This is a genomic window from Nonomuraea coxensis DSM 45129 (assembly GCF_019397265.1).
In the GTDB taxonomy this organism is placed as follows: Bacteria; Actinomycetota; Actinomycetes; order Streptosporangiales; family Streptosporangiaceae; genus Nonomuraea; species Nonomuraea coxensis.
This window is the reverse complement of sequence record NZ_CP068985.1, coordinates 8665076-8683335: the sequence shown is the minus strand read 5'-3', so window position 1 is coordinate 8683335 and position 18260 is coordinate 8665076. Positions and strand designations below refer to the sequence as shown.

Annotated in this window: 18 protein-coding genes; 12 read left to right on the top strand and 6 right to left on the bottom strand. The window is 72.6% G+C overall.

Going from position 1 to position 18260, the window contains the following annotated elements:
• Position 1 precedes the first annotated feature (1 nt).
• The 3 genes from Nocox_RS40700 to Nocox_RS40690 form a co-directional block, all read right to left on the bottom strand.
• Complete coding sequence (locus tag Nocox_RS40700; RefSeq protein WP_020543311.1) at positions 2-1861, bottom strand: CheR family methyltransferase; 1860 nt, start codon at positions 1859-1861, stop codon at positions 2-4.
• Positions 1858-2568, bottom strand: coding sequence for an STAS domain-containing protein (locus Nocox_RS40695; protein WP_246649933.1), 711 nt, complete (start codon positions 2566-2568; stop codon positions 1858-1860). The genes Nocox_RS40700 and Nocox_RS40695 overlap by 4 nt, the downstream gene beginning before the upstream one ends.
• A 103-nt stretch (positions 2569-2671) precedes the next feature.
• Positions 2672-4285, bottom strand: coding sequence for an IucA/IucC family protein (locus Nocox_RS40690; protein WP_020543309.1), 1614 nt, complete (start codon positions 4283-4285; stop codon positions 2672-2674).
• 79 nt (positions 4286-4364) lie between these two features.
• Here Nocox_RS40690 and Nocox_RS40685 point away from each other — a divergent pair, with 79 nt between their 5' ends.
• Both Nocox_RS40685 and Nocox_RS40680 read left to right on the top strand, forming a co-directional pair.
• A complete protein-coding gene (locus tag Nocox_RS40685; RefSeq protein ID WP_063711627.1) occupies positions 4365-5942 on the top strand; it encodes an IucA/IucC family C-terminal-domain containing protein in 1578 nt (525 codons plus the stop codon).
• A gap of 43 nt (positions 5943-5985) precedes the next feature.
• Entirely contained in the window at positions 5986-6816 is an 831-nt protein-coding gene (locus Nocox_RS40680; protein WP_020543307.1) for an alpha/beta fold hydrolase, read from the top strand.
• A gap of 9 nt (positions 6817-6825) precedes the next feature.
• Here the strand turns inward: Nocox_RS40680 and rfaE2 are convergent, their stop codons facing one another.
• The gene (rfaE2, locus tag Nocox_RS40675; protein WP_020543306.1) at positions 6826-8256 is read right to left on the bottom strand and encodes a D-glycero-beta-D-manno-heptose 1-phosphate adenylyltransferase; all 1431 of its coding nucleotides are present in this window, start codon (positions 8254-8256) and stop codon (positions 6826-6828) included.
• Positions 8257-8350: 94 nt separating this feature from the next.
• Here rfaE2 and Nocox_RS40670 point away from each other — a divergent pair, with 94 nt between their 5' ends.
• The 7 genes from Nocox_RS40670 (at position 8351) to Nocox_RS40640 (ending at position 12747) form a co-directional block, all read left to right on the top strand.
• A complete protein-coding gene (locus Nocox_RS40670) occupies positions 8351-8533 on the top strand; it encodes a hypothetical protein (protein ID WP_211212667.1) in 183 nt (60 codons plus the stop codon).
• A complete protein-coding gene (locus Nocox_RS40665; protein ID WP_020543304.1) occupies positions 8533-9675 on the top strand; it encodes a glycosyltransferase family 9 protein in 1143 nt (380 codons plus the stop codon). The genes Nocox_RS40670 and Nocox_RS40665 overlap by 1 nt, the downstream gene beginning before the upstream one ends.
• Before the next feature lie 174 nt (positions 9676-9849).
• On the top strand, positions 9850-10101 hold the full coding sequence (locus Nocox_RS43535) for a type II toxin-antitoxin system RelE/ParE family toxin (protein ID WP_246649690.1): 252 nt from the start codon (positions 9850-9852) through the stop codon (positions 10099-10101).
• Positions 10098-10496: a helix-turn-helix domain-containing protein gene (locus Nocox_RS40655; RefSeq protein ID WP_020543302.1), complete on the top strand. Its 399-nt coding sequence runs from the start codon at positions 10098-10100 to the stop codon at positions 10494-10496. The genes Nocox_RS43535 and Nocox_RS40655 overlap by 4 nt, the downstream gene beginning before the upstream one ends.
• A gap of 413 nt (positions 10497-10909) precedes the next feature.
• Positions 10910-11347 (top strand): hypothetical protein, encoded by a 438-nt coding sequence (locus Nocox_RS40650; protein ID WP_020543301.1) that lies wholly within the window; start codon positions 10910-10912, stop codon positions 11345-11347.
• Positions 11348-11387: 40 nt separating this feature from the next.
• A complete protein-coding gene (locus Nocox_RS40645; RefSeq protein ID WP_020543300.1) occupies positions 11388-11966 on the top strand; it encodes a TetR/AcrR family transcriptional regulator in 579 nt (192 codons plus the stop codon).
• A gap of 19 nt (positions 11967-11985) precedes the next feature.
• Positions 11986-12747 (top strand): SDR family NAD(P)-dependent oxidoreductase, encoded by a 762-nt coding sequence (locus Nocox_RS40640; RefSeq protein ID WP_020543299.1) that lies wholly within the window; start codon positions 11986-11988, stop codon positions 12745-12747.
• A gap of 172 nt (positions 12748-12919) precedes the next feature.
• Here Nocox_RS40640 and Nocox_RS40635 read toward each other — a convergent pair whose 3' ends face one another.
• Positions 12920-13357, bottom strand: coding sequence for an ATP-binding protein (locus Nocox_RS40635; RefSeq protein WP_020543298.1), 438 nt, complete (start codon positions 13355-13357; stop codon positions 12920-12922).
• 142 nt (positions 13358-13499) lie between these two features.
• Here Nocox_RS40635 and Nocox_RS40630 point away from each other — a divergent pair, with 142 nt between their 5' ends.
• Together Nocox_RS40630 and Nocox_RS40625 are read left to right on the top strand one after the other, a co-directional pair.
• The gene (locus Nocox_RS40630) at positions 13500-14297 is read left to right on the top strand and encodes a helix-turn-helix domain-containing protein (RefSeq protein ID WP_020543297.1); all 798 of its coding nucleotides are present in this window, start codon (positions 13500-13502) and stop codon (positions 14295-14297) included.
• A complete protein-coding gene (locus Nocox_RS40625; protein ID WP_020543296.1) occupies positions 14281-14505 on the top strand; it encodes a DUF397 domain-containing protein in 225 nt (74 codons plus the stop codon). Before Nocox_RS40630 ends, Nocox_RS40625 begins: the two co-directional genes overlap by 17 nt.
• Positions 14506-14561: 56 nt before the next feature.
• Here Nocox_RS40625 and Nocox_RS40620 read toward each other — a convergent pair whose 3' ends face one another.
• Complete coding sequence (locus Nocox_RS40620) at positions 14562-16094, bottom strand: golvesin C-terminal-like domain-containing protein (protein WP_020543295.1); 1533 nt, start codon at positions 16092-16094, stop codon at positions 14562-14564.
• A 189-nt stretch (positions 16095-16283) separates the two neighbouring features.
• On the opposite strand from Nocox_RS40620, the gene Nocox_RS40615 reads away from it, so the two are divergent.
• Complete coding sequence (locus Nocox_RS40615; RefSeq protein WP_020543294.1) at positions 16284-18245, top strand: family 10 glycosylhydrolase; 1962 nt, start codon at positions 16284-16286, stop codon at positions 18243-18245.
• The last annotated feature ends 15 nt before the right edge of the window (positions 18246-18260 follow it).

The window sequence follows — 18260 nt, the reverse complement described above, 5'->3', positions numbered from 1 at the left end:
GTCAGCCGCCGCCGGCGCCGAGCACGTTCATCACCATGATGAGGCCGTGCGTGTCGTCGTTCTCGGTCCGCAGGCGGGACAGCCGCACCGAGAGCGCCGCCGGCCGCCCCCCGCGGTCGACCGCGTCCAGCACCAGCCCCCCGGCCTCCCCGTCCGGCCTCGCGCTCCCGGTGAGGGCCGCCCGCAGCCGGGGGGTGAGCACGTCGAGCGGCAGGCCGACGCCGAGCGCCGCGAGGTTCTCGCCCACGGCCTCGCCGGCGCGCACCCCCCACAGCTCCTCCGCCCCGGGACTCCAGACGATCACCCTGAGCCGGCCGTCGAGGACCACCACCGCGTCGCCGAGGCTGCGCGCCACCGAGGAGACGAACCGGTTGGCCGCGTCCAGCTCGACGGTGCGGGCCGTGAGGGCGTCGTTGATCTGCTGCAGCTCGTGGTTGGCGGACTGGAGTTCCTCGTTCATCGTCTCCAGTTCCTCGTTGGTGGACTGGAGCTCCTCGTTGGTGGTCTTCAGTTCCTCGTTGGTGGACTGGAGCTCCTCGTTGGTGGTCTCCAGCTCCTCGTTGAGCGACTGGAGCTCCTCGTAGGCCTGTTCGAGCTGGAGGTTGGCCTCCTCCAGCTCGTCGCGCAGCCTGCGGTAACGGGTGACGTCGTTGAAGTGGATGCTGATCCCCACCAGGCGCGCCGAGGCCAGGAGCGGCACGACGGAGATGTCGAAGACGCTGTCCTCCCGCCGGCCCGGCCGGCGCCAGGTCACCTCCCGCAGCTCGACCGTACGCAGCTCGTCGCGGGCCTGCTCGATCACCGAGCGCAGCTCGACCGGCCGGTAGGACACCTCCAGGTCCTGGAACGGCCGGCCGACGTCGCGCGGGCCGAGGGCGAACAGCGCCTCGGCCCTGGAGTCGGCCAGCGCCAGGTTGCCCGGCGGGTCGAGCACGATCTGCGCGACCGGCCCCGAGGCGAGGGCCACCGACGCCAGCGCGGGCAGCCGCGCGGCGAGGTCGGAGGCGCCGCCGACGGCCGGCCAGGCCGCCCGGGTGCCGTGGCCGGCCGGCGTGACCTTCCTGAACAGCCGCGTCCGCAGGTCCACGGGCTCGAACCTGTCGCCGTGGCCGAGCAGCATCTCGGCCTTGCCCAGGAACAGGAAGCCGGGGTCGGCCAGCGCGAAGTGGAAGCGCCTGACGACGGTGAGCTGTGTCTCCGTGGTGAAGTACATCAGCGTGTTGCGCGCGAGCAGCAGGTCGACGCGGGAGACGGGCGCGTCGCGGGTCAGGTCGTTGCGGCCGAAGACGAGCCGGCGGCGCAGGTCGCGGCGGAAGGCGAACCCGTTCTCGACCGGCTCGAAGTAGGTCTCGCGCAGGCCGGGCGGCACCTCGCCGAGCGCCCGCTCGGCGTAGACCCCGGCGCGGGCCAGGTGCAGCGCCCTCTCGTCGAGGTCGGTGCCGTAGATCTTGACGCGCTCGCGGAAGGCGTCCGCGCCGAGCTCCTCGGCCAGCACCATGGCGATCGTGTACGCCTCCTCGCCGGTGGCGCAGCCGGCGCTCCACACGCGGATGGGCTGACCCGGGTCCTTGCGCTCCAGCAGGGCGGGCAGCACGGTCTCGCGCAGCCGCTGCCAGGCGGCGGCGTCCCTGAAGAAGCTCGTCACGTTGATGAGGAGGCTGTCGAACAACTGGGTGTACTCCGCCGAGTGGAGCTCCAGGTAGTCCCGGTACTCGCCGTAGGAGCCGAGCTTCAGCGCCTCCAGCCGGCGGGCGACGCGACGGACGAGGGTGTTGCGCTTGTAGCCCGTGAAGTCGAAGCCCCGGGTCTCCTTCAGCAGCAGGAGGAGATCGTCGAGCTCGCGCTCCTCCTCAGGGGTCACGGCGCCGGCTTACGGTCGTGGCCGTCGAGGGCCGACCGGATGCTGACCCGGCTCGTGCGCAGCACCTCCAGGCTGGCGAAGCAGCGTTCGCGGGCCGACAGCAGCAGGGTGCGGGACTGCGCGGTCTCCATGAGCTGCCGGGTCAGCGCGGAACGCCGGCGGAGGGTCTGCTCGCGCAGGCCGCGCGAACGGCTCACCGCCAGGGACAGGGCGGGCAGCGCCTCCCCGGGACGCGGCCGCCGGGGCAGGCGGGGCAGGCGGCGTACGTCCTCGGCCGGCGTGGCGGCGGCGCGCATGGTGCGCAGGACCGGCATGTGGCGGGGGACCGGCGTCGGCGGCCCCGCCACCTCGTAGACGTCCACGTCGGTCTGCTTCAGGGCCTCCGGCATGCTCGGATAGACCGGGATCGGCTCCGCCCGCTCGGCCATGAGCGAGATGAGCCGGAGCAGCGCCGGCGTCGCCTCCGCCACGGCGAGGCCGCCGCCCTTCCTCCGCAGGGCGCTGTGGGTGAGCGCGAGCTGCTTCAGCCCGTCGAGGTCGCAGAACCAGAGGTCGGAGGCCGCGATCACGACGTACTTGACCCTGGACTGCGGCAGTGGTTCCAGGAACGCGGCCAGGACGGGCCTGGTCGTCGAGTCCAGCTCTCCCGTCAGGGCGACCACCAGGGTCGTCTCCCCGACGGGCACGAGCCGTACAGACAGGTGCATCACCGGACGGCCCTCCTCCCCCCGCCTCGCGAACGCGGCGGCGCACACGCTGGTCCTCCGCCATAGTCCTCCCTCCCGGCGCGGAGGGCCAGACGCTTCGCAGTCACAGCGATGCGAAGAGTGGATTGGGCAGCCTGATCCAGGTGTCCCCTGAGGGCGTGCCGTCGAGCTGGGCCAGCAGATGCGCCTTCGCCATGAGGTACGGGGCGAACAGCGCCTCCCTGTCGGCCCGTACGTCCGCGGTGCGCGGCAGCCCGTCGAACGCCTCCCGCGCGGCGTCGCGCACGATCCGCCACAGCCCCGCCTCCGCGTCGCGGTCGCCGCCCGAGAAGCCCGCGACGAGGCTGCCGAACGTCGTGCCGACCAGCGAGCCGAACAGCTTGGCGTGCAGGACGCCCGGGTCGTCGTGCAGCAGCCGCGCGGCGACCGGCGGCGCCTCGACGCCGTGCCCGGCCAGCCGGGCCGGGCTGAGCCGGACGTCGGCGAGGTCGCGGTAGGCCAGCCGGGCGGGCCGGCCCCGCTCGTCCAGCACGACCAGGAGGTTCTGGCCGTGCGCCTCCAGCGCGGCGCCCGCCGCCAGCAGCCGCAGGGCGGCGGGCAGCGCGAGCCGGGCGAAGGCGGCCAGCCAGGCGGCCGGGTCGTCCACCGCGTCCGGGGTCACCGCGGCGACCGGCAGCACGTCGGCGGTCCCGGCGAAGGCTCGCGTCGGCTCGCGCAGCATGACGGCCAGGTCGGCGCTGAACCCGCCCTTCGCGGGCGCGGCGGCCCCCGCCAGGTAGCGGATCATGCGCGGGCCTCCGGCGCGGCGGGACAGCTCCGTGAGCAGGTCCGACAGCGGCACGCAGTCACGGATGGAGCCGGGGGAGATGTCGCGGACGTCCGAGGTCATCCGCGTGGTGAACGCCGTCTTGAGATGCGGCCCGCCGTCCAGCGGGGCGAGGGTGCGCACGGACATCAGCGGCCGGGCCGGGATCGCCCCCCTCCGGTACGGCCGCATCCCGAGGTCCGGCAGCACGTGCTCGCTCTGCCAGGGGTGCACGGGCAGCAGCAGGCGGTCGCCGTCGGTCAGCGCGGCCGGCCACGGGCCGGCGACCAGGCAGTCGGCGGCCGGGACGGCGACCAGGTCGAGGGCGACGACGGGGCGGTGCTCGGGCATGTAGGCGAGCTGTTCGGCGACGGAGACGCCGGGGCGGTTGCGGCAGCACGGGTGGTAGGGGTGGCCGTCCACGACGTCCTGCTCGTGGTCCTCGGGGACGCGGGGGCGGCCCGGGCGGGCGTTCGCGCGGGACAGCGCCAGGGAGGCGACGCTGCCGGCCAGATCGGCGGTCAGCCGCGCGGAGCCGGGCAGCCCGAGCGCGGCGAGGAGCGCGGCGGGTTCCCGGTACGGCGTGCCGTCCAGCCACAGCACCGGCACCTCGCCCAGGTCATGGGGCCGGCGCTCCGGCCCGCGCAACCGCCGCCCATCGGCCAGCACCACCTCCGCCCCGCCTGAAGGGCTCTGGAGCCGGGGTGTGTGGCCGCGCCCGGGGGCGTCGCCGTGCTGGGCCGTGTGGCCGGGGGAGAGGGCGATGCCGGGCAGGGGCTCGTGCAGGAGGCTTCGCCAGAGGCGGGCGAGGACGGCGGCGCGGGCGCCGGGCAGGGCGGCGGCGTAGGCGGCCGACAGGGCTGGGCGCACGGCGGCGAGCTCCGCGGCGAATTCGCTCGCTCCTCGCCCCATGGTTCCCTCGATTTCCACGAACATCCTGGTTAGCTAGCCTGTGTGCGCTGACGGGTACAAACGGTAGGAGAAGGTCGCCATGCCATCCACAGACGGCCTCCTCCCGCCCGGCGGGCCGGAGCGAGAAGCCTGGACGCACGCCACCGCCCTCGCGGTGACGGCGCTGCTCAACTGCCTGGTCCGGGAGGTCGCCCGCCCCGGTCCCGACGCCGGCACGTACGTTCTGCCCGCGACGGGCCGCGTCCTGCGGGTGAGCGGCGGGCGTTTCCCCGCCGACCCCGAGCTGCGCGCCCCGGACGGGTGGCGGCCGCTGCCGCTGGACGACCTCGTCGCGCTCGCCGCCGCCGAGCTGCGCGCCCGTACGGGGACCGCCAACGACGTCCTGCCCGCCGAGATCCGCCACAGTCGTGACGTCGCCGCCGCGCTGCTGGCCGCGCGGCGGGCCACGGAGCCGCCCGCCGACCTGTACCTGCGCTCGGAGCAGGCACTGCTCGCCGGCCACCGCTACCATCCCGCGCCCAAGGCCCGGGGCGGCGGGGGCCCGGAGGGGTGGCTGCGGTACTCGCCCGAGGTCCGCGCGCGCTTCGCGCTGCCGCTGTTCGGCGTGCCCGCCGAGCTTCTCGTCGAGGACGGCGACCCGGCCGCGCTGGACGCGCTCGCCCCGGCCGGCGGGCCGGACGGCCTGGTGCCGCTGCCCGCGCACCCGTGGCAGGTGGAGCTGCTGGGCGGCCTGCGCGGCGGGCGGCTGCGCCGGCTCGGCGACACGTCCGGCGTCGCGGTGGCCACCTCCTCGATCCGCACGGTGTACCTGCCGGACGCCGACCTGTTCTGCAAGTTCAGCCTGGACGTGCGGATCACCAACGACGTGCGCCGGCTCTGGTCGCGTGACCTGCGGCGGCTGCGGGAGATCGGCGAGCTGGTGGACGGGGCCTTCGACGGGCTGGCCGGGCACGTGCCGCGGCCCGCCGTGCTGCGCGACCGCGGTTACCGGAGCGCGGACCTCGGCGGCGACGGCGGCGAGGCGCTGGCGGTGATCGTCCGGGACGGCCTGGGCGCGCACCTGCGGCCGGGCCTGACCGCCGTGCAGGCGGCCGGGATCAGCGAGGGCTTCCCCGGCAGCCCGCTGGACGGCCTCGACGAGGACACGGCCCTGCTGTGGTGGGAGCGCTACCTGGAGCACGTGGTGCCGCCGGTCCTGCACGCCTACCTGCGGCACGGCGTGGTGTTCGAGTGCCACCTGCAGAACGTGCTGGTCGGCGTGGACGGGCGGGGGCTGCCCGCGCAGGCGATCCTCCGCGACCACGAGGGCGTGCGCGTCCTCGCCGAGCGGCGGCCCGGCCTGCCCGGCGCGGCCTCGGTGAGCCGGGCGTACGGCTGGGAGCGGCTGGTCTACTGCCTGCTGACCAACAACCTGCTGGAGATCGCCGGCGCGGTGACCGAGCGCCATCCCGCGCTGCGGGACGAGCTGTGGGCGCGGGCGCGGGCGGTGTTCAAGGACGCGGGGCGAGAGCACGCCGACCCAGGGGAGCTGCGGGCGCTGCTGTCGGAGCCGTACGTCCCGGCGAAGGCGAACCTGCTGCTGCGCTGGACGGACGCCGAGGGCGAGGCGATGCGGTGCGTCCCGATCCCTAATCCGTTGAGACTCTTTACACCATAAGCTATTGTCCTGACCATACCCCTTCACGAGTCAGGAGACAGGCATGCCCGAGGCGGTCCTGCACGACGGCGGCACCATCGAGGTGGAGGTGCACGGCTCAGGGCCGGTCGTGCTGCTTCCCGTGGACCCGCGCCCGATCGAGGGCGAGCAGGCCGAAGAGATGCGCAAATGGGGCGCGGACCCGGCGCTCGGCCGCTCGCTCGTGGACGGGCTGAGCGACGCCTTCCGCGTCGCGGCCTTCGACTACACCGGCCACGTCATGGCCGTCCCCAAGCCCGGCACCCTCACTCCGGGCAACGTGGCCGCCGACCTGCTCGCCGTGGCCGACGCGGTGAGGGCGGAACGGTTCGCGTACTACGGCTACTCGTGGCTGGCGCTCTCCGGGCTGCAGCTCGCCCTCCGCACCGACCGGCTGTCCGCGCTGGCGATGGGCGGCTACCCGCCCTACGAGGGCCCCCACGCCGAGATGCTCAAGGTCACCATGGCCACGTACGAGAAGGCGCTCGCCCCGCCCCCGCCCTCCACCGAGCCGGTGGAGCCGGGCGACTGGGCGTCCGTCCAGAACGTGCCCGCCGAGGCGCAGGCCAGGCAGTTCGTCACCCTGTACGAGGCGCTCCAGGACTTCGACGACACGGCCGTCCGGCTGACCTGCCCGCGCCTGTGCTTCGCCGGCTCCGCCGACGAGATCGTCTACGCCGAGGAGTGGGGCGGCACCCGGGTGGACCTCGCGGGGCCGCTGAGCCGGCACCGGGCCGAGCTGGAGGCGCGCGGCTGGGAGGTCGCCGTGCTGGACGGGCTCGACCACATGGGGGCGATGCGGGCCGAGAACGCCCTGCCCGTGCTGCGGCCGTGGCTGGAGCGCGTCCTGCTGTAGCCCGCCCCTTCAGGCGTTCTCCGGCAGCGACCGCATGCGGCCGATGATGGCCGTGGTGGAGCGGTCGGGCAGGTAGTCGAGCACCCGCACCTCGCCGCCCAGCGCGCGGACGAGCGGCGTCTCCGGCAGCATCTCCGGCGTGTAGTCGCCGCCCTTCACGTACAGCTCGGGGCGGATCATCCTGATCAGCCGCTCGGGCGTGTCCTCGTCGAACTCGACCACGTAGTCCACGCCGTGCAGCGCGGCCAGCACCGACATGCGGTCCTCGCACGAGTTGACCGGCCGTCCCGCGCCCTTCAGCCGGGCCACGCCTGCGTCGCTGTTGACCGCCACCACCAGCACGTCGCCGAGCTGCCCCGCCTGCTCCAGGTAGGTGACGTGGCCGCGGTGCAGCACGTCGAAGCAGCCGTTCGTGAACACCACCTTCTCGCCGCCGCGCCGGTGCTCGTCGAGCAGCTCGGCCAGGCGCTCGGGGGTCTGCACCGCGCCCTCGCGGCGGCGCAGCGCCCGCAGCAGGTCGTGGCGGGTGCACACGGCCGTGCCCGCACGGCGTACGACGACGGCCGCCGCCGCCTGGCCCGCCTGCGCGGCCTCCTCGGGGGTGGCCCCGCCGGCCAGCCAGAGCGCGAAAGCCGCCGTGTACGTGTCGCCCGCCCCGGTCGCCATGTGCTGCGGCGCGGGCCGCGCGTACGTCCGGTACGGCGGCACGCCCGCCCGGTGCAGCAGCGTGCCCTCGCCGTCGAGCGTGGTCACCACCATGTCCGCGCCGGTCAGCTCCAGCACCCGGTCGCTGCGCGCCATCAGGTAGCCCAGCCGGTCCGGCTCGCCGTCCTCCTCGCCGAGCAGCCGGACGACCTCGGCGTAGTTGGGCAGCACGGCGTTCGGCCGGCACTCCCGCCAGGGGGCCACCGCGTGCGCGTCCACGACGAGCAGGGGCAGCCCGGCGAGCGCCCCGCGCACCGCCGGGGTGAACACGCCGCCCCCGTAGTCGCAGGCCACGACCACGTCGGCGGCCGGCGCGACGGCCGCGATCCTGCGCAGCAGCTCGCGCTCGGCCTCCTCGGGGAGCGGGTCCTGGTCCTCGTCGTCGAAGCGGGCGATGAGCTGCCCCTCGGTGACCAGCCGCCGCTTGTGCGAGGTGCGCCGGCCCGGCACGGTCAGCAGGTCCGCCTCGACGCCGAGCAGGCGCAGCGCCTGCCGCAGCTCCTCACCGGGCTCGTCGTCGCCGGCCACGCCGATCAGGCGCACCCGCGCGCCGAGCGCGACCAGGTTCGCGGCGGTGTTGGCGGCGCCGCCCGGGGCGTTCTCGGTGCTCTCCAGGCTCATGACGGGCACCGGAGCCTCCTGCGCGAGCCGTTTGGCCGAGCCGTGCAGCCAGGAGTCGAGCATGACGTCACCGACGACCACAGCGTCGATGATCTTCTCGTTCGTGGTGCCCATGACAGGCGAGTACCAGCAGAAGGGTCCTCCAAACCCCGCGGACCCGGCGTCGCCGCAGGTTAGCGAGGCGTTTCGCCAGGGTAGCCGGGCTTCTGTGCACGGCTCAGAACCTGACGCGGGCTCGCTCCTCGATGTGCTCGTCCCGGCCAAGGACCGCCCTGGCGCGCTCGCGGTCACGCTCGCCGGGCTCCTGCCCAGCCGCGCCTACCACCTGGAGCTGCCGACCACCGTGGCCGACCGGCGGGCCGAGTGCTACGACCACGTGCTGGAGGCGTGATGGACGCGCCGGGCCGCAGCGGCTCGCTGGTCCCCGGCGTCGAACGGATCGCCGTGCTGCGGGCCAACGCGATCGGCGACTTCCTGCTGTCCCTGCCCGCGCTGGACGCGCTCAGGTCGGCCTACCCGGACGCCAAGGTGACGCTGCTCGGCCTGCCGTGGCACGCCGGGTTCCTGGTGGGGCGGCCGGGGCCGGTGGACGAGGTGATCGCGCTGCCGCCGATCACCGGGGTGTCCACGAGCGAGGACGGGCACCCGGTCCCCGAAGGGCTGTGCGAGGGGCTGCGCGAGCGGGCCTTCGACCTGGCCGTGCAGATCCACGGCGGCGGCCGGTACTCCAACCCGTTCGTCCGGCGGCTCGGCGCGCGGGTGACGGCGGGGCTGCGTACGCCGGACGCCGACGAGCTGGACCGCTGGGTGCCGTACGTCGGCTACCACCACGAGAGCCTGCGCTTCCTGGAGGTGGCCGCGCTGGTCGGCGCCAGGGCGGGCGGGCTGGAGCCGCGGGTGGCGGTGACCGGCCACGACCGGGAGGAGCTGGCCGCCGTGCTCGGCGAGCCGCCGCCGGGACTGGTCGCGGTGCATCCGGGCGCCCGCGACCCGCGCCGCCGCTGGCCCGTGGAGCGCTTCGCCGCGGTCGCCGACCGGCTCGGCCGGCCGGTCGTGGTCACCGGCTCGGCCGACGAGCGGGACCTGGTGGAGGGGGTCGTCGCCGCGATGCGCCGGCCCGCCACCGCCGTCGCGGGCACGCTCGGCCTCGGCGGCCTGGCGGCCCTGTACGAGCGCTGCGACCTCGTGATCGGCAACGACACCGGCCCCCGCCACCTGGCCGCCGCCGTCGGCACGCCCACCGTCGCCGTCTACTGGTGCGTCAACCTCGTCACCTACGGCCCGCTCTCCCGCACCTGGCACCGGCCGCTGATCTCGTGGACCACCCGCTGCCCGGTCTGCGGCGGGGACGGCGTGGACCTGCGGGGCGAGCGCTGCCCGCACGACGTGTCGTGGGTGCGCGACGTGCCGGTGGACGCCGTGCTGGAGCAGGCCGGGGACCTACTGGCGGAAACACGCATAGCGCGGAGGGGGCCATGTGCCGATGGCCACCCGGCCGGGGCTGGACCGTCGAACAGCGGGACGAACGTATGAGCGACGCCCTGCCCATCGGTCGACATGCCCGTCCAGAAAGTAAAGTATTGCCTATACTCGATGGCGTGCAGGGCGAGTGGAGCATCTATGTCACCGACGAGGTTGACGCCTGGATCGGCAGTCTTGATCCAGTGCGGCATCGGCTCGTCATCGATGCGCTCGGGCAGGCCACTCGTGGGCAAGGTCAACGGCTCGCGGATCACCAACCTGAAGGAACTGCGCCCCCGATCCTCCGGGCGTAGCGCGCTTCGACTGCTGTTCGCCTTCGACCCGAGGCGAGACGCGATCATCCTGGTTGCCGCGGACAAGTTGAAGGCGAACCCACACGACCCCAACCGCTGGTACGAGGAGGCCATACCGCACGCGGAGCGACTGTATGAGATCTACCTGAAAGAGCGCGCAGAGGAGGAGGGGCAGAACCAATGACGACGTTCAAGAAGTGGAACCGTGCCAAGCACGTTGAGCAGGCCGGGGGAGAAGATGCCCTTGCCGATACCCGGCGTATGGTTGACGACTTCATCGACGCTTGGCAGCTTGCCCAGCGGCGCAAGAACGCCGCCATGACGCAGAACGAGGTTGCTGCCCTGATGGGGGTGACCAAGGCGCGGGTCTCGCAAATCGAGCGTGGTGAAGTCTCGTCAGTGGATGTGGTAGCCCGCTATGTGGAGGCAATCGGCGGACGGCTTGAGCTCACCGCCAGCTTCCCCGGCAGCACCTACCGGCTACGCGTCGGCAAGACAAGGCAGACGTGCAAGCGGCACTTCAAGTTCAAGGGTTCGCGTATCGAGTCGCACACCGGAGACACCCGGCACACTGTTTGATGTCGAGGCATGCTGCGCGATCACCCTGATCCGATGTCTCAACCTTGACGTCAGGTCCGGCGAGGCCGCCTGATACGCGCTCCCCGCCGGGACGGGCGACGACATCCCCAATATGAACGGCCGCAATGACACCGGCCCCCGTCACCTGGCACCGGCCGCTGATCTCGTGGACCACCCGCTGCCCGGTCTGCGGCGTGGACGGCGTGAGCTGCGCATGATGCTGCGCGCCGCGCTCGCCCGGCTCACCGCCCGCCTACTCCAGCCATCCCGACACGCGGGAGCGCGGGCCCGAGCCCGGGAGCCTGGTCCTGCGCGACAGCTCGCGCACCGGCTACGTCATTCTCGACGTCGGGACCGGCGAGGCCGCCTACCACCCGCTCCCCGGCCGGACGGGCGACGACGTCCCGTCCAACATGAACGGCCGCCAGGACCTCGGCTGGAGCCTGGACGGCACGGCGATCTGGGCGCCCACGGACACCATGCCCGATCGCGTCTGGTACACCCTGGACGGCGAGCCGCGGGACGCCCCGCAGGGCCAGCGCTACGTCGGCTACTCGGCGCAGTCGGCGCTCTCGCCCGACGGCCGCCGCGTGCTCGGGCCGGACGGTCTGCCCACCGAGATCACCGACAGCGCGACGGGCGAGATCGTCGGCCGCCAGAACGTCCTGCAGCTGCACGCCTGGGCGGACGACGACAACGTGCTCGCCCTGGGCTGCGCGGGCGCCTGCGGCGACGAGTTCGACAACGGACTGGTGCTGGTGAGCGTGGACGGCGCGCGGATGACCCAGCTCGCCGCGTACCGGGACTCCAACGAGAAGGGCGCCTGGCGCTGGGTCCTGACGCCGCGATGATTTTTGACCGATCGTTCTCGATAGTGTTAGCGTGACTCGCGTGGCACGGAGCAAGGAGTTCGATCCCGAGGTCGCGCTGGAGAAGGCGCTTGAGCTGTTCTGGGAGCGCGGCTACGAGGGCACCTCGATGGCCGACCTCGTGGAACGGCTCGGCGTCGCGCGGGCCAGCCTCTACGGCACCTTCGGCGGCAAGCGCGAGCTCTACCTGAAGGCGCTGGAGCTCTACCTGGCCAGGCGCGACGTCGTCGGGCCGCTCGCGCAGCCGGGGCCCGCGCTGCCCGCGCTGCGCGCCTTCTTCGACGGCTACGTGGCCGAGTGCCTGGCCGACGAGCTGCGGCGGGGGTGCATGGTGGTCAACTCGGCGGTCGAGTTCGGCTCGCGCGACCCGGTCGTGACGCGGCGGGTGGTGGAGAGCTGGGCGGGGCTGGAGACGGCCATCGCGGCGGCGCTGGTGCGGGCGCGGGCGCAGGGGGAGATCCCCGAGCACAAGGACCCGTACGAGCTGGCGCGGTTCCTGCTCGTGCTGCTCCAGGGCATCCGGGTGCTCGGCCGCGCCGACCCCGACCCCCGCCGGCTCCGCGCCGCTGTCGAACAGGCCATGACGGCCGTCCAAATATGAGAACGATTGGTCAAGAATTATGAGTGAGCGTTTCGCGGGTAAGGTCGCCCTCGTCACCGGCGCGACGGGCGTCGTGGGAGGGGCGGTGGCGCGGGCGTACGCCGGGGAGGGTGCCGCCGTGCTGGTCACCGGCCGCGACGGCGGCCGGCTGTCCGAGCTGGTCAAGGACATCGAGGCGGCCGGCGGCCGGGCGAGCGCGTTCGCCGCCGACGTCTCCCGCCCGGCCGAGGCCGCCGCCATGGTCGCCGCCGCCGTCTCCCACCACGGCGGGCTCGACGTGGCCTGCAACGCGGCCGGGATCTTCGGCGCCCTCGCGCCCCTGGCCGACTACGACGACGACGTCTTCGACGAGGTGCTGGCCGTCAACCTCAAGGGCGTGTTCCTGTCGATGAAGCACGAGGTGGCCCACATGCGCTCCCACGGCGGCGGGACGATCGTCAACGTCGCCTCCAACCTGGGGGCGCACTGGCGGCTGCAGGGGGCGAGCGCGTACGTCGCCTCGAAGGCCGCCGTCAGCCACCTGACCCGCACCGCCGCCCGCGACCACATCGCCGACGGCGTCCGCATCAACGCGGTCAGCCCGGGACCGATCGACTCACCGATGTCGACCCGGCCCGGCGAGACCGTCGCGCAGCGGGACGAACGCATGCGCGACGCCCTCCCCATCGGCCGCGTCGCCACCCCGGACGAGATCGCGGCGGCGGTGCTCTGGCTGTCCTCACCGGAGTCGAGCTACGTCGTCGGCCAGGACCACGTCGTGGACGGCGGCGCCACCGCCTGACGAGCACATCGGCGTGTCTCCTCCTCCAGGTGCCGGTGCAGCTCGGCCAGGGTCGCACCGCACCGTACGTTGGAAAGCCCGCTGGTGGAGGACGCCAGGACAAGGCGGATGGCGATGTAGCCGCCTCCCGCGCCGTCGATGATCTGCCAGCCGGGAAAAGTTCGGGGCTTCGTCATCCTGACGCGACGTCGGCCCAGACGACGCGACGTCCGTCCGCGAGGAGGTGCGTCCCCCGGCGGAGGCTGAGGCAGGCGACGATGCCGAGGCCGCGCCCCGACTCCGCCGACGGCCCGACCTGACAGGGGACGAAGCACGGTACGGGGGACGGGGGGCCCGGGTCGGTCACCTCCAGGCGGACGAAACCGTCGCCGAAGCCGAGGCGGAGACCGATCCAGTCGCGTCCCCGGCCGCCCGGGACGTGCTGGAGGACGTTGGTCACCAGCTCGGCGACGATCTGGAGCGCGTCGGACCGGACCGGCGGGTCGGCGTCGGCCAGCCACAGCCCGGTCGCCTGGCGTGCGCGCCAGGAGGCCCTGGCGTCGCGGTGCAGCGTCGTGCCGCGCCAGAGGGCGATCTCTGGTGAGTCCGTGGAGGTGGCTCCAGGTCGCATTGCATCACCGGCTTCACGTGGGACGGATGGGCAGAACACTCCCCAGAGTGATGGCCGCCTGCTATTTTGTGATCGATCCGTCACCGTCCGTAGCCGGACAGACCTCCTGAGGTTTGTCCGGGTCTCCCTGGAAGGGCGTGGCATGCCGGCAGAGGTGTATGGCGAGATCCTGCGGAAGGCGCGAGAGGCGGCAGGGCTGTCGCAGGCGGCGCTGGGGGAGCTGCTTTCGTGCAGCGAGAGCCTGGTCGGTCTGATCGAACGCGGCAAGCGGCGGCCGAGCAAGGGTTTCACCCTGGCGGCGGAGGCGGCGCTGGGGCTGAACGGCGAGCTGTACGGGCTCCTGCCCAACACGACGGTCATGTCCACGCCGACGTGGTTCAGTGAGTGGCCGAAGGTGGAGGAGAAGGCGCACACCATCAGGACATGGCAGCCCCTCGTGGTGCCGGGCCTCCTCCAGACGGCCTGTTACATGCGCGCCGTTCTCTCTTCCGCGCCGTGGGCGACCAAGCAGTGGATCGAGGAGGCCGTCGAGACGCGGCTTCGTCGGCAGTCCATCTTCGAGCGGGGGGATCCGCCCCTGTACTGGGCGCTCATCGACGAGTGCGTGCTCCTCCGGCGGGTCGGCGGCGACGACGTGATGGGGGAGCAGCTGGCCCACCTGCTAGAGCTGACCGAGCGGCCCAACATCTCGCTCCAGGTCGTGCCGCTGGACGTAGGCGTCACAGCGGGAGTGCTCGGAGGTTTCGCCCTCGCGCAGGGCGATCACATTGCGGACCACGTGAGCATCGACGCCGCCGCACAGGCAACGGTCACTGCTCGCGAGGAGACGGTGCGGCGGGTTAACGTCATATACGACGCAATTCACAAGTGGGCGCACCCCGTACACGTGAGTCGGCGACTGATACGTGAGGTGGCGGCAAGGTATGAAGATCAGCGATGAACTGCGTGCCGAGCTGGAGGACGCGAGGTGGACGAAGTCCTCGCTCTCTGGTCCGGATGGCGGCGACTGTCTCTACGCCGCGAAGCTCAGTGGAGACCGTTATGCGATTCGTGACTCCGAGCAGCCTGAGGTCGCGCCGCTGATTCTTCGCGGTGGGGTGTTTCGGGCCTTCGTGGGTGGCGCGAAGCTCGGGGAGTTCGACTTCTGAGGGAAGGCCCGCGCCCACCGCTGCGGTGGTGGGCACGGGCCGTGGTGCGGAGGGGGTCAGACGCGGCTGATGCGGACGGCGTCGGCGATGACGTAGCCGGTGCCGGCGGTCCACCGGCTGATTCCGACCACGTTGTACGTCCCCGCGTTCAGCGAGAACGTGCCGATGCTCTTCCAGGAGCCGCCGCCGCTGCGTTGGTCGACGTAGACGGTCTGGTTGCCGCCTGACGTCGCCACGATGTACGGCGCCGAGCTGTTGTAGCCCGCGTCGGCCGGATACCAGACCTCGACGCGGTAGGTGCCCGCGCTGGGGATGGCGGCCGAGTACCACGCCGCGTCGCTGGCGGAGACCGGGTCGGCGAAGCGGTAGTCGGAGCCGTAGCGCTGGCTGGAGTAGGTGGAGGTGCCCCAGTTGGCGCTGGCGGTGAACTGGCCGGAGGTGGCGTTGTCGATCGTGGTGGTCCACGAGGGCGTGCCGCCGCCGCCGGTCACGTAGTTCATGTACGTGGTCCAGTTCCAGTTGGAGCCCGGGTCGGTGTGGGTGGCGCCGGGCACCTGGTTGTGGCCGATGATGTGGGTGCGGTCCTTGGGGATGCCGTACTTGTCGCAGATGGCCTTGGTCAGGGCCGCGGACGCCCGGTACATCGCGTCGGTGAACCACGAGGCGTCGCTGACGTAGCCCTCGTGCTCGATGCCGATCGACCGGGTGTTGTAGGTCCAGTTGCCGGCGTGCCAGGCGATGTCCTTCTCGCGGACCATCTGGGTGATGGCGCCGTTGGAGGACTTGACCACGTAGTGGGCCGAGACCTGGGCGGAGGCGTTCTGGAACCAGGAGATGGTGCCGGCGTACGAGCCCTGCGTGACGTGGATGACCACGCGGTCGATGGCGTAGCTCGACGGGCGGCTGGAGGCGGTGTAGTTGCTGGAGCTGGCGGCGACCCAGGCGGCGGGGCCGTAGTCGGTGCTGAGGACGCCGACGTCGGCGGGGGCGTTGAGGTCGCGGGCCTTGGCGTACGCGCCGCGGTCGGCGGTGACCTCCTGCGGCTTGACCCGCACGCCGCGGATGTCGATGCCGAGGCCGAGGCCCTCGTAGACGGCGTCGGCGTAGAGGCGGGCGAGCTCGGGCGAGGAGGCGTTGCCGTACTTGGCGACGGCCTCGTACCAGCGGCCGGCGTCCTTCCTGGCCGTTTCGTCGAGGCCGAGGGCGTCGGCGTGGGCGCGGAGGACGGCGGCGCCGCCGAGCACGTTGGCTGTGTCGTCGGTGCGCAGTTCGTCGGCGGAGCGGCCGGTGAGCTCGGCGGCCTTCTCCAGCGAGTGGTTGGTGGGGTTGCTGACCAGGTGCATGACGCCGTAGCCGCCGCTGGCGCTGGGCTTGCCGTCGTGGCCGTCGAGGTGGGTCTCGGCGTAGCCGAGGGCGACCAGCAGGTCGCGGGGCACGTCGTACGTGGCCGCCGCCTTGGCGAAGGCGGCGGTGAGGGTGCCGTCCGCGGCGGCGGGCTCGGCCAGGGCGGGCCGGCCTGCGGCGATGAGGACGAGGACGGCGAGGAAGGAGGTGGCGAGGGCTGCTAATCGCGTGCGGGCGAGTCTCATGGGGGGCTCCTCGTTCACAAGGGTGACGGCTCGCACGCTACGCAATGACGCGACTGATGTCGATAATTGACATTACTTGTGAGTTCGGTGAAACTTTTCACCTTCGTTGACTGGGTGTCCGAAGTTGGGCCCCCCGCAAATGGCTGAAAACTATTGCGCTTTGCGGCGTATGCGCTGAAACTTCCCTTCGTGACCGCGCTCCCGCGTACCCTCCTGGCGGCGCTCACCGCCGCACTCGTCACCCTCGCCACCCTCGTCGTCCCGGTCCCCGCCCCCGCCGCCGTGGCGGCCGCCTGCCAGACCGACCCGGCCACCCCGAAGCGCCAGCTCAGGGCCATGTGGATCTCGTCGGTCGCCAACATCGACTGGCCCAGCCGCCCCGGACTCACCGTCTCCGCCCAGCAGACCGAGTTCCGCGCCTGGCTGGACCTGGCCGTGGCCAAGCGCATGAACGCCGTCGTCGTGCAGATCAGGCCGACGGCCGACGCCTTCTGGCCCTCGTCGTACGAGCCGTGGTCGCAATGGCTCACCGGCACCCAGGGCGGCAACCCCGGCTACGACCCGCTGGCGTTCATGGTCAGCGAGGCCCACGCCCGGAACCTGGAGTTCCACGCCTGGTTCAACCCGTACCGGATCGCCAACCACGACGACCCCACCAAGCTGGTCTCCACGCACCCCGCCAGGAAGAACCCCTCCTGGCGCTTCGCCTACGGCGGCAAGCTCTACTACAACCCGGGCATCCCGACCGTCCGCGCCTTCATCGAGGACGCCATCATGGACGCCGTCTCCAAGTACGACGTGGACGGCGTGCACCTCGACGACTACTTCTACCCCTATCCGGTGAGCGGCGAGTCGATCCCCGACTCGGGCACGTACGCCCAGTACGGCGGCTCCTTCGGCAGCATCGCCGACTGGCGGCGGGAGAACGTCAACCTCCTGGTCCGCGAGCTCGACCAGCGCATCCACGCCGCCAAGCCGCACGTCTCCTTCGGCATCAGCCCGTTCGGCATCTGGCGTAACTCCGGCACCGACCCGCTCGGCTCGCGCACCTCCGGCCTCCAGTCCTACGACGCGATCTACGCCGACAGCCGCACCTGGGTCAAGCAGGGCTGGGTGGACTACATCTCCCCGCAGATCTACTGGCACCTCGGCTTCTCCACCGCCGCCTACGAGGTGCTGACCGCCTGGTGGTCCGACGTCGTCAGGGGCACCGGCGTGCAGCTCGTCGTCGGTCAGGCCGCCTACCGCGCCGGCGCCTCCGGGCAGGAGGCCGCCTGGCAGGACCCGGCGGAGCTGAGCGACCACCTGTACGACAACAGGCAGCACCCCGAGATCGCCGGCGACATCTACTTCAGCGCCAAGGACGTCAGAGCCGACCGGATCGGCGCGATCACCCGCCTGGTCAACGCCCACTACACCAGGCCCGCCCTGCTGCCCGCCCGCGGCGGCGCCGCCGCCCCCGCGGCGCCGGCCATCACCGCGGCCACCCAGGGCAGCGGCGGCGTCCAGCTCGCCTGGACCGGCTCGGGCACCGCGTACGCGGTCTACCGGGTCGCCGGCACCCCGTCCGCCGCCGACCCGTGCTTCTTCGCCGACGCCCGCAACCTCGTCGGCACGACCAGGGCCAAGACGTTCACCGACACCACGGCGAGCGGCACGAACACCTACTACGTGACCGCGCTCACCCGTACGCACCAGGAGAGCGCGCCCAGCGCGGGCCGGACCGCCGGCTCCTCGGGCGGCACGTTCAGCGTGATCCTGGACAACGCCGCCGCCGGCTTCACCGCGAGCGCCGGCTGGGGCACCTCCGCCTACTCCAGCCAGCTCTACGGCGCCGACTACCGCTTCGCCGACCCGGTCGCGGCCAGCGATCCCGCCTGGTACGCCGCGACCATCCCCAGCGCGGGCAGCTACCGCGTGGAGGTGTGGTATCCGGCGAACTCCGGCTACAACAGCGCGACGCCGTTCATCGTGGCGACGTCAAGCGGCAACCAGACGGTGGCCGTCGACCAGCGGTCGGGCGGCGGGGCGTGGCGGGTGCTGGGGACGTACACGCTGAACGCGGGCACGTACAACGTGGTCGGCGTGAGCCGCTGGACCTCCACCACCGGCTATGTGATCGCCGACGCCGTCCGCATCACCAAGGTGTGACGGGCGCTGGGCAGG

Excerpts from the sequence above, each read along its gene's own strand:
- Nocox_RS40680 (WP_020543307.1), top strand. The coding sequence starts at position 5,986 with ATGCCCGAGGCGGTCCTGCACGACGGCGGCACCATCGAGGTGGAGGTG.
- Nocox_RS40625 (WP_020543296.1), top strand. The coding sequence starts at position 14,281 with ATGAAGATCAGCGATGAACTGCGTGCCGAGCTGGAGGACGCGAGGTGG.
- Nocox_RS40630 (WP_020543297.1), top strand. The coding sequence starts at position 13,500 with ATGCCGGCAGAGGTGTATGGCGAGATCCTGCGGAAGGCGCGAGAGGCG.
- Nocox_RS40690 (WP_020543309.1), bottom strand. The coding sequence starts at position 4,285 with ATGGGGCGAGGAGCGAGCGAATTCGCCGCGGAGCTCGCCGCCGTGCGC.
- Nocox_RS40620 (WP_020543295.1), bottom strand. The coding sequence starts at position 16,094 with ATGAGACTCGCCCGCACGCGATTAGCAGCCCTCGCCACCTCCTTCCTC.
- rfaE2 (WP_020543306.1), bottom strand. The coding sequence starts at position 8,256 with ATGGGCACCACGAACGAGAAGATCATCGACGCTGTGGTCGTCGGTGAC.
- Nocox_RS40685 (WP_063711627.1), top strand. The coding sequence starts at position 4,365 with ATGCCATCCACAGACGGCCTCCTCCCGCCCGGCGGGCCGGAGCGAGAA.
- Nocox_RS40635 (WP_020543298.1), bottom strand. The coding sequence starts at position 13,357 with ATGCGACCTGGAGCCACCTCCACGGACTCACCAGAGATCGCCCTCTGG.
- Nocox_RS40640 (WP_020543299.1), top strand. The coding sequence starts at position 11,986 with ATGAGTGAGCGTTTCGCGGGTAAGGTCGCCCTCGTCACCGGCGCGACG.
- Nocox_RS40665 (WP_020543304.1), top strand. The coding sequence starts at position 8,533 with ATGGACGCGCCGGGCCGCAGCGGCTCGCTGGTCCCCGGCGTCGAACGG.
- Nocox_RS40650 (WP_020543301.1), top strand. The coding sequence starts at position 10,910 with ATGAACGGCCGCCAGGACCTCGGCTGGAGCCTGGACGGCACGGCGATC.
- Nocox_RS40695 (WP_246649933.1), bottom strand. The coding sequence starts at position 2,568 with ATGCACCTGTCTGTACGGCTCGTGCCCGTCGGGGAGACGACCCTGGTG.
- Nocox_RS40655 (WP_020543302.1), top strand. The coding sequence starts at position 10,098 with ATGACGACGTTCAAGAAGTGGAACCGTGCCAAGCACGTTGAGCAGGCC.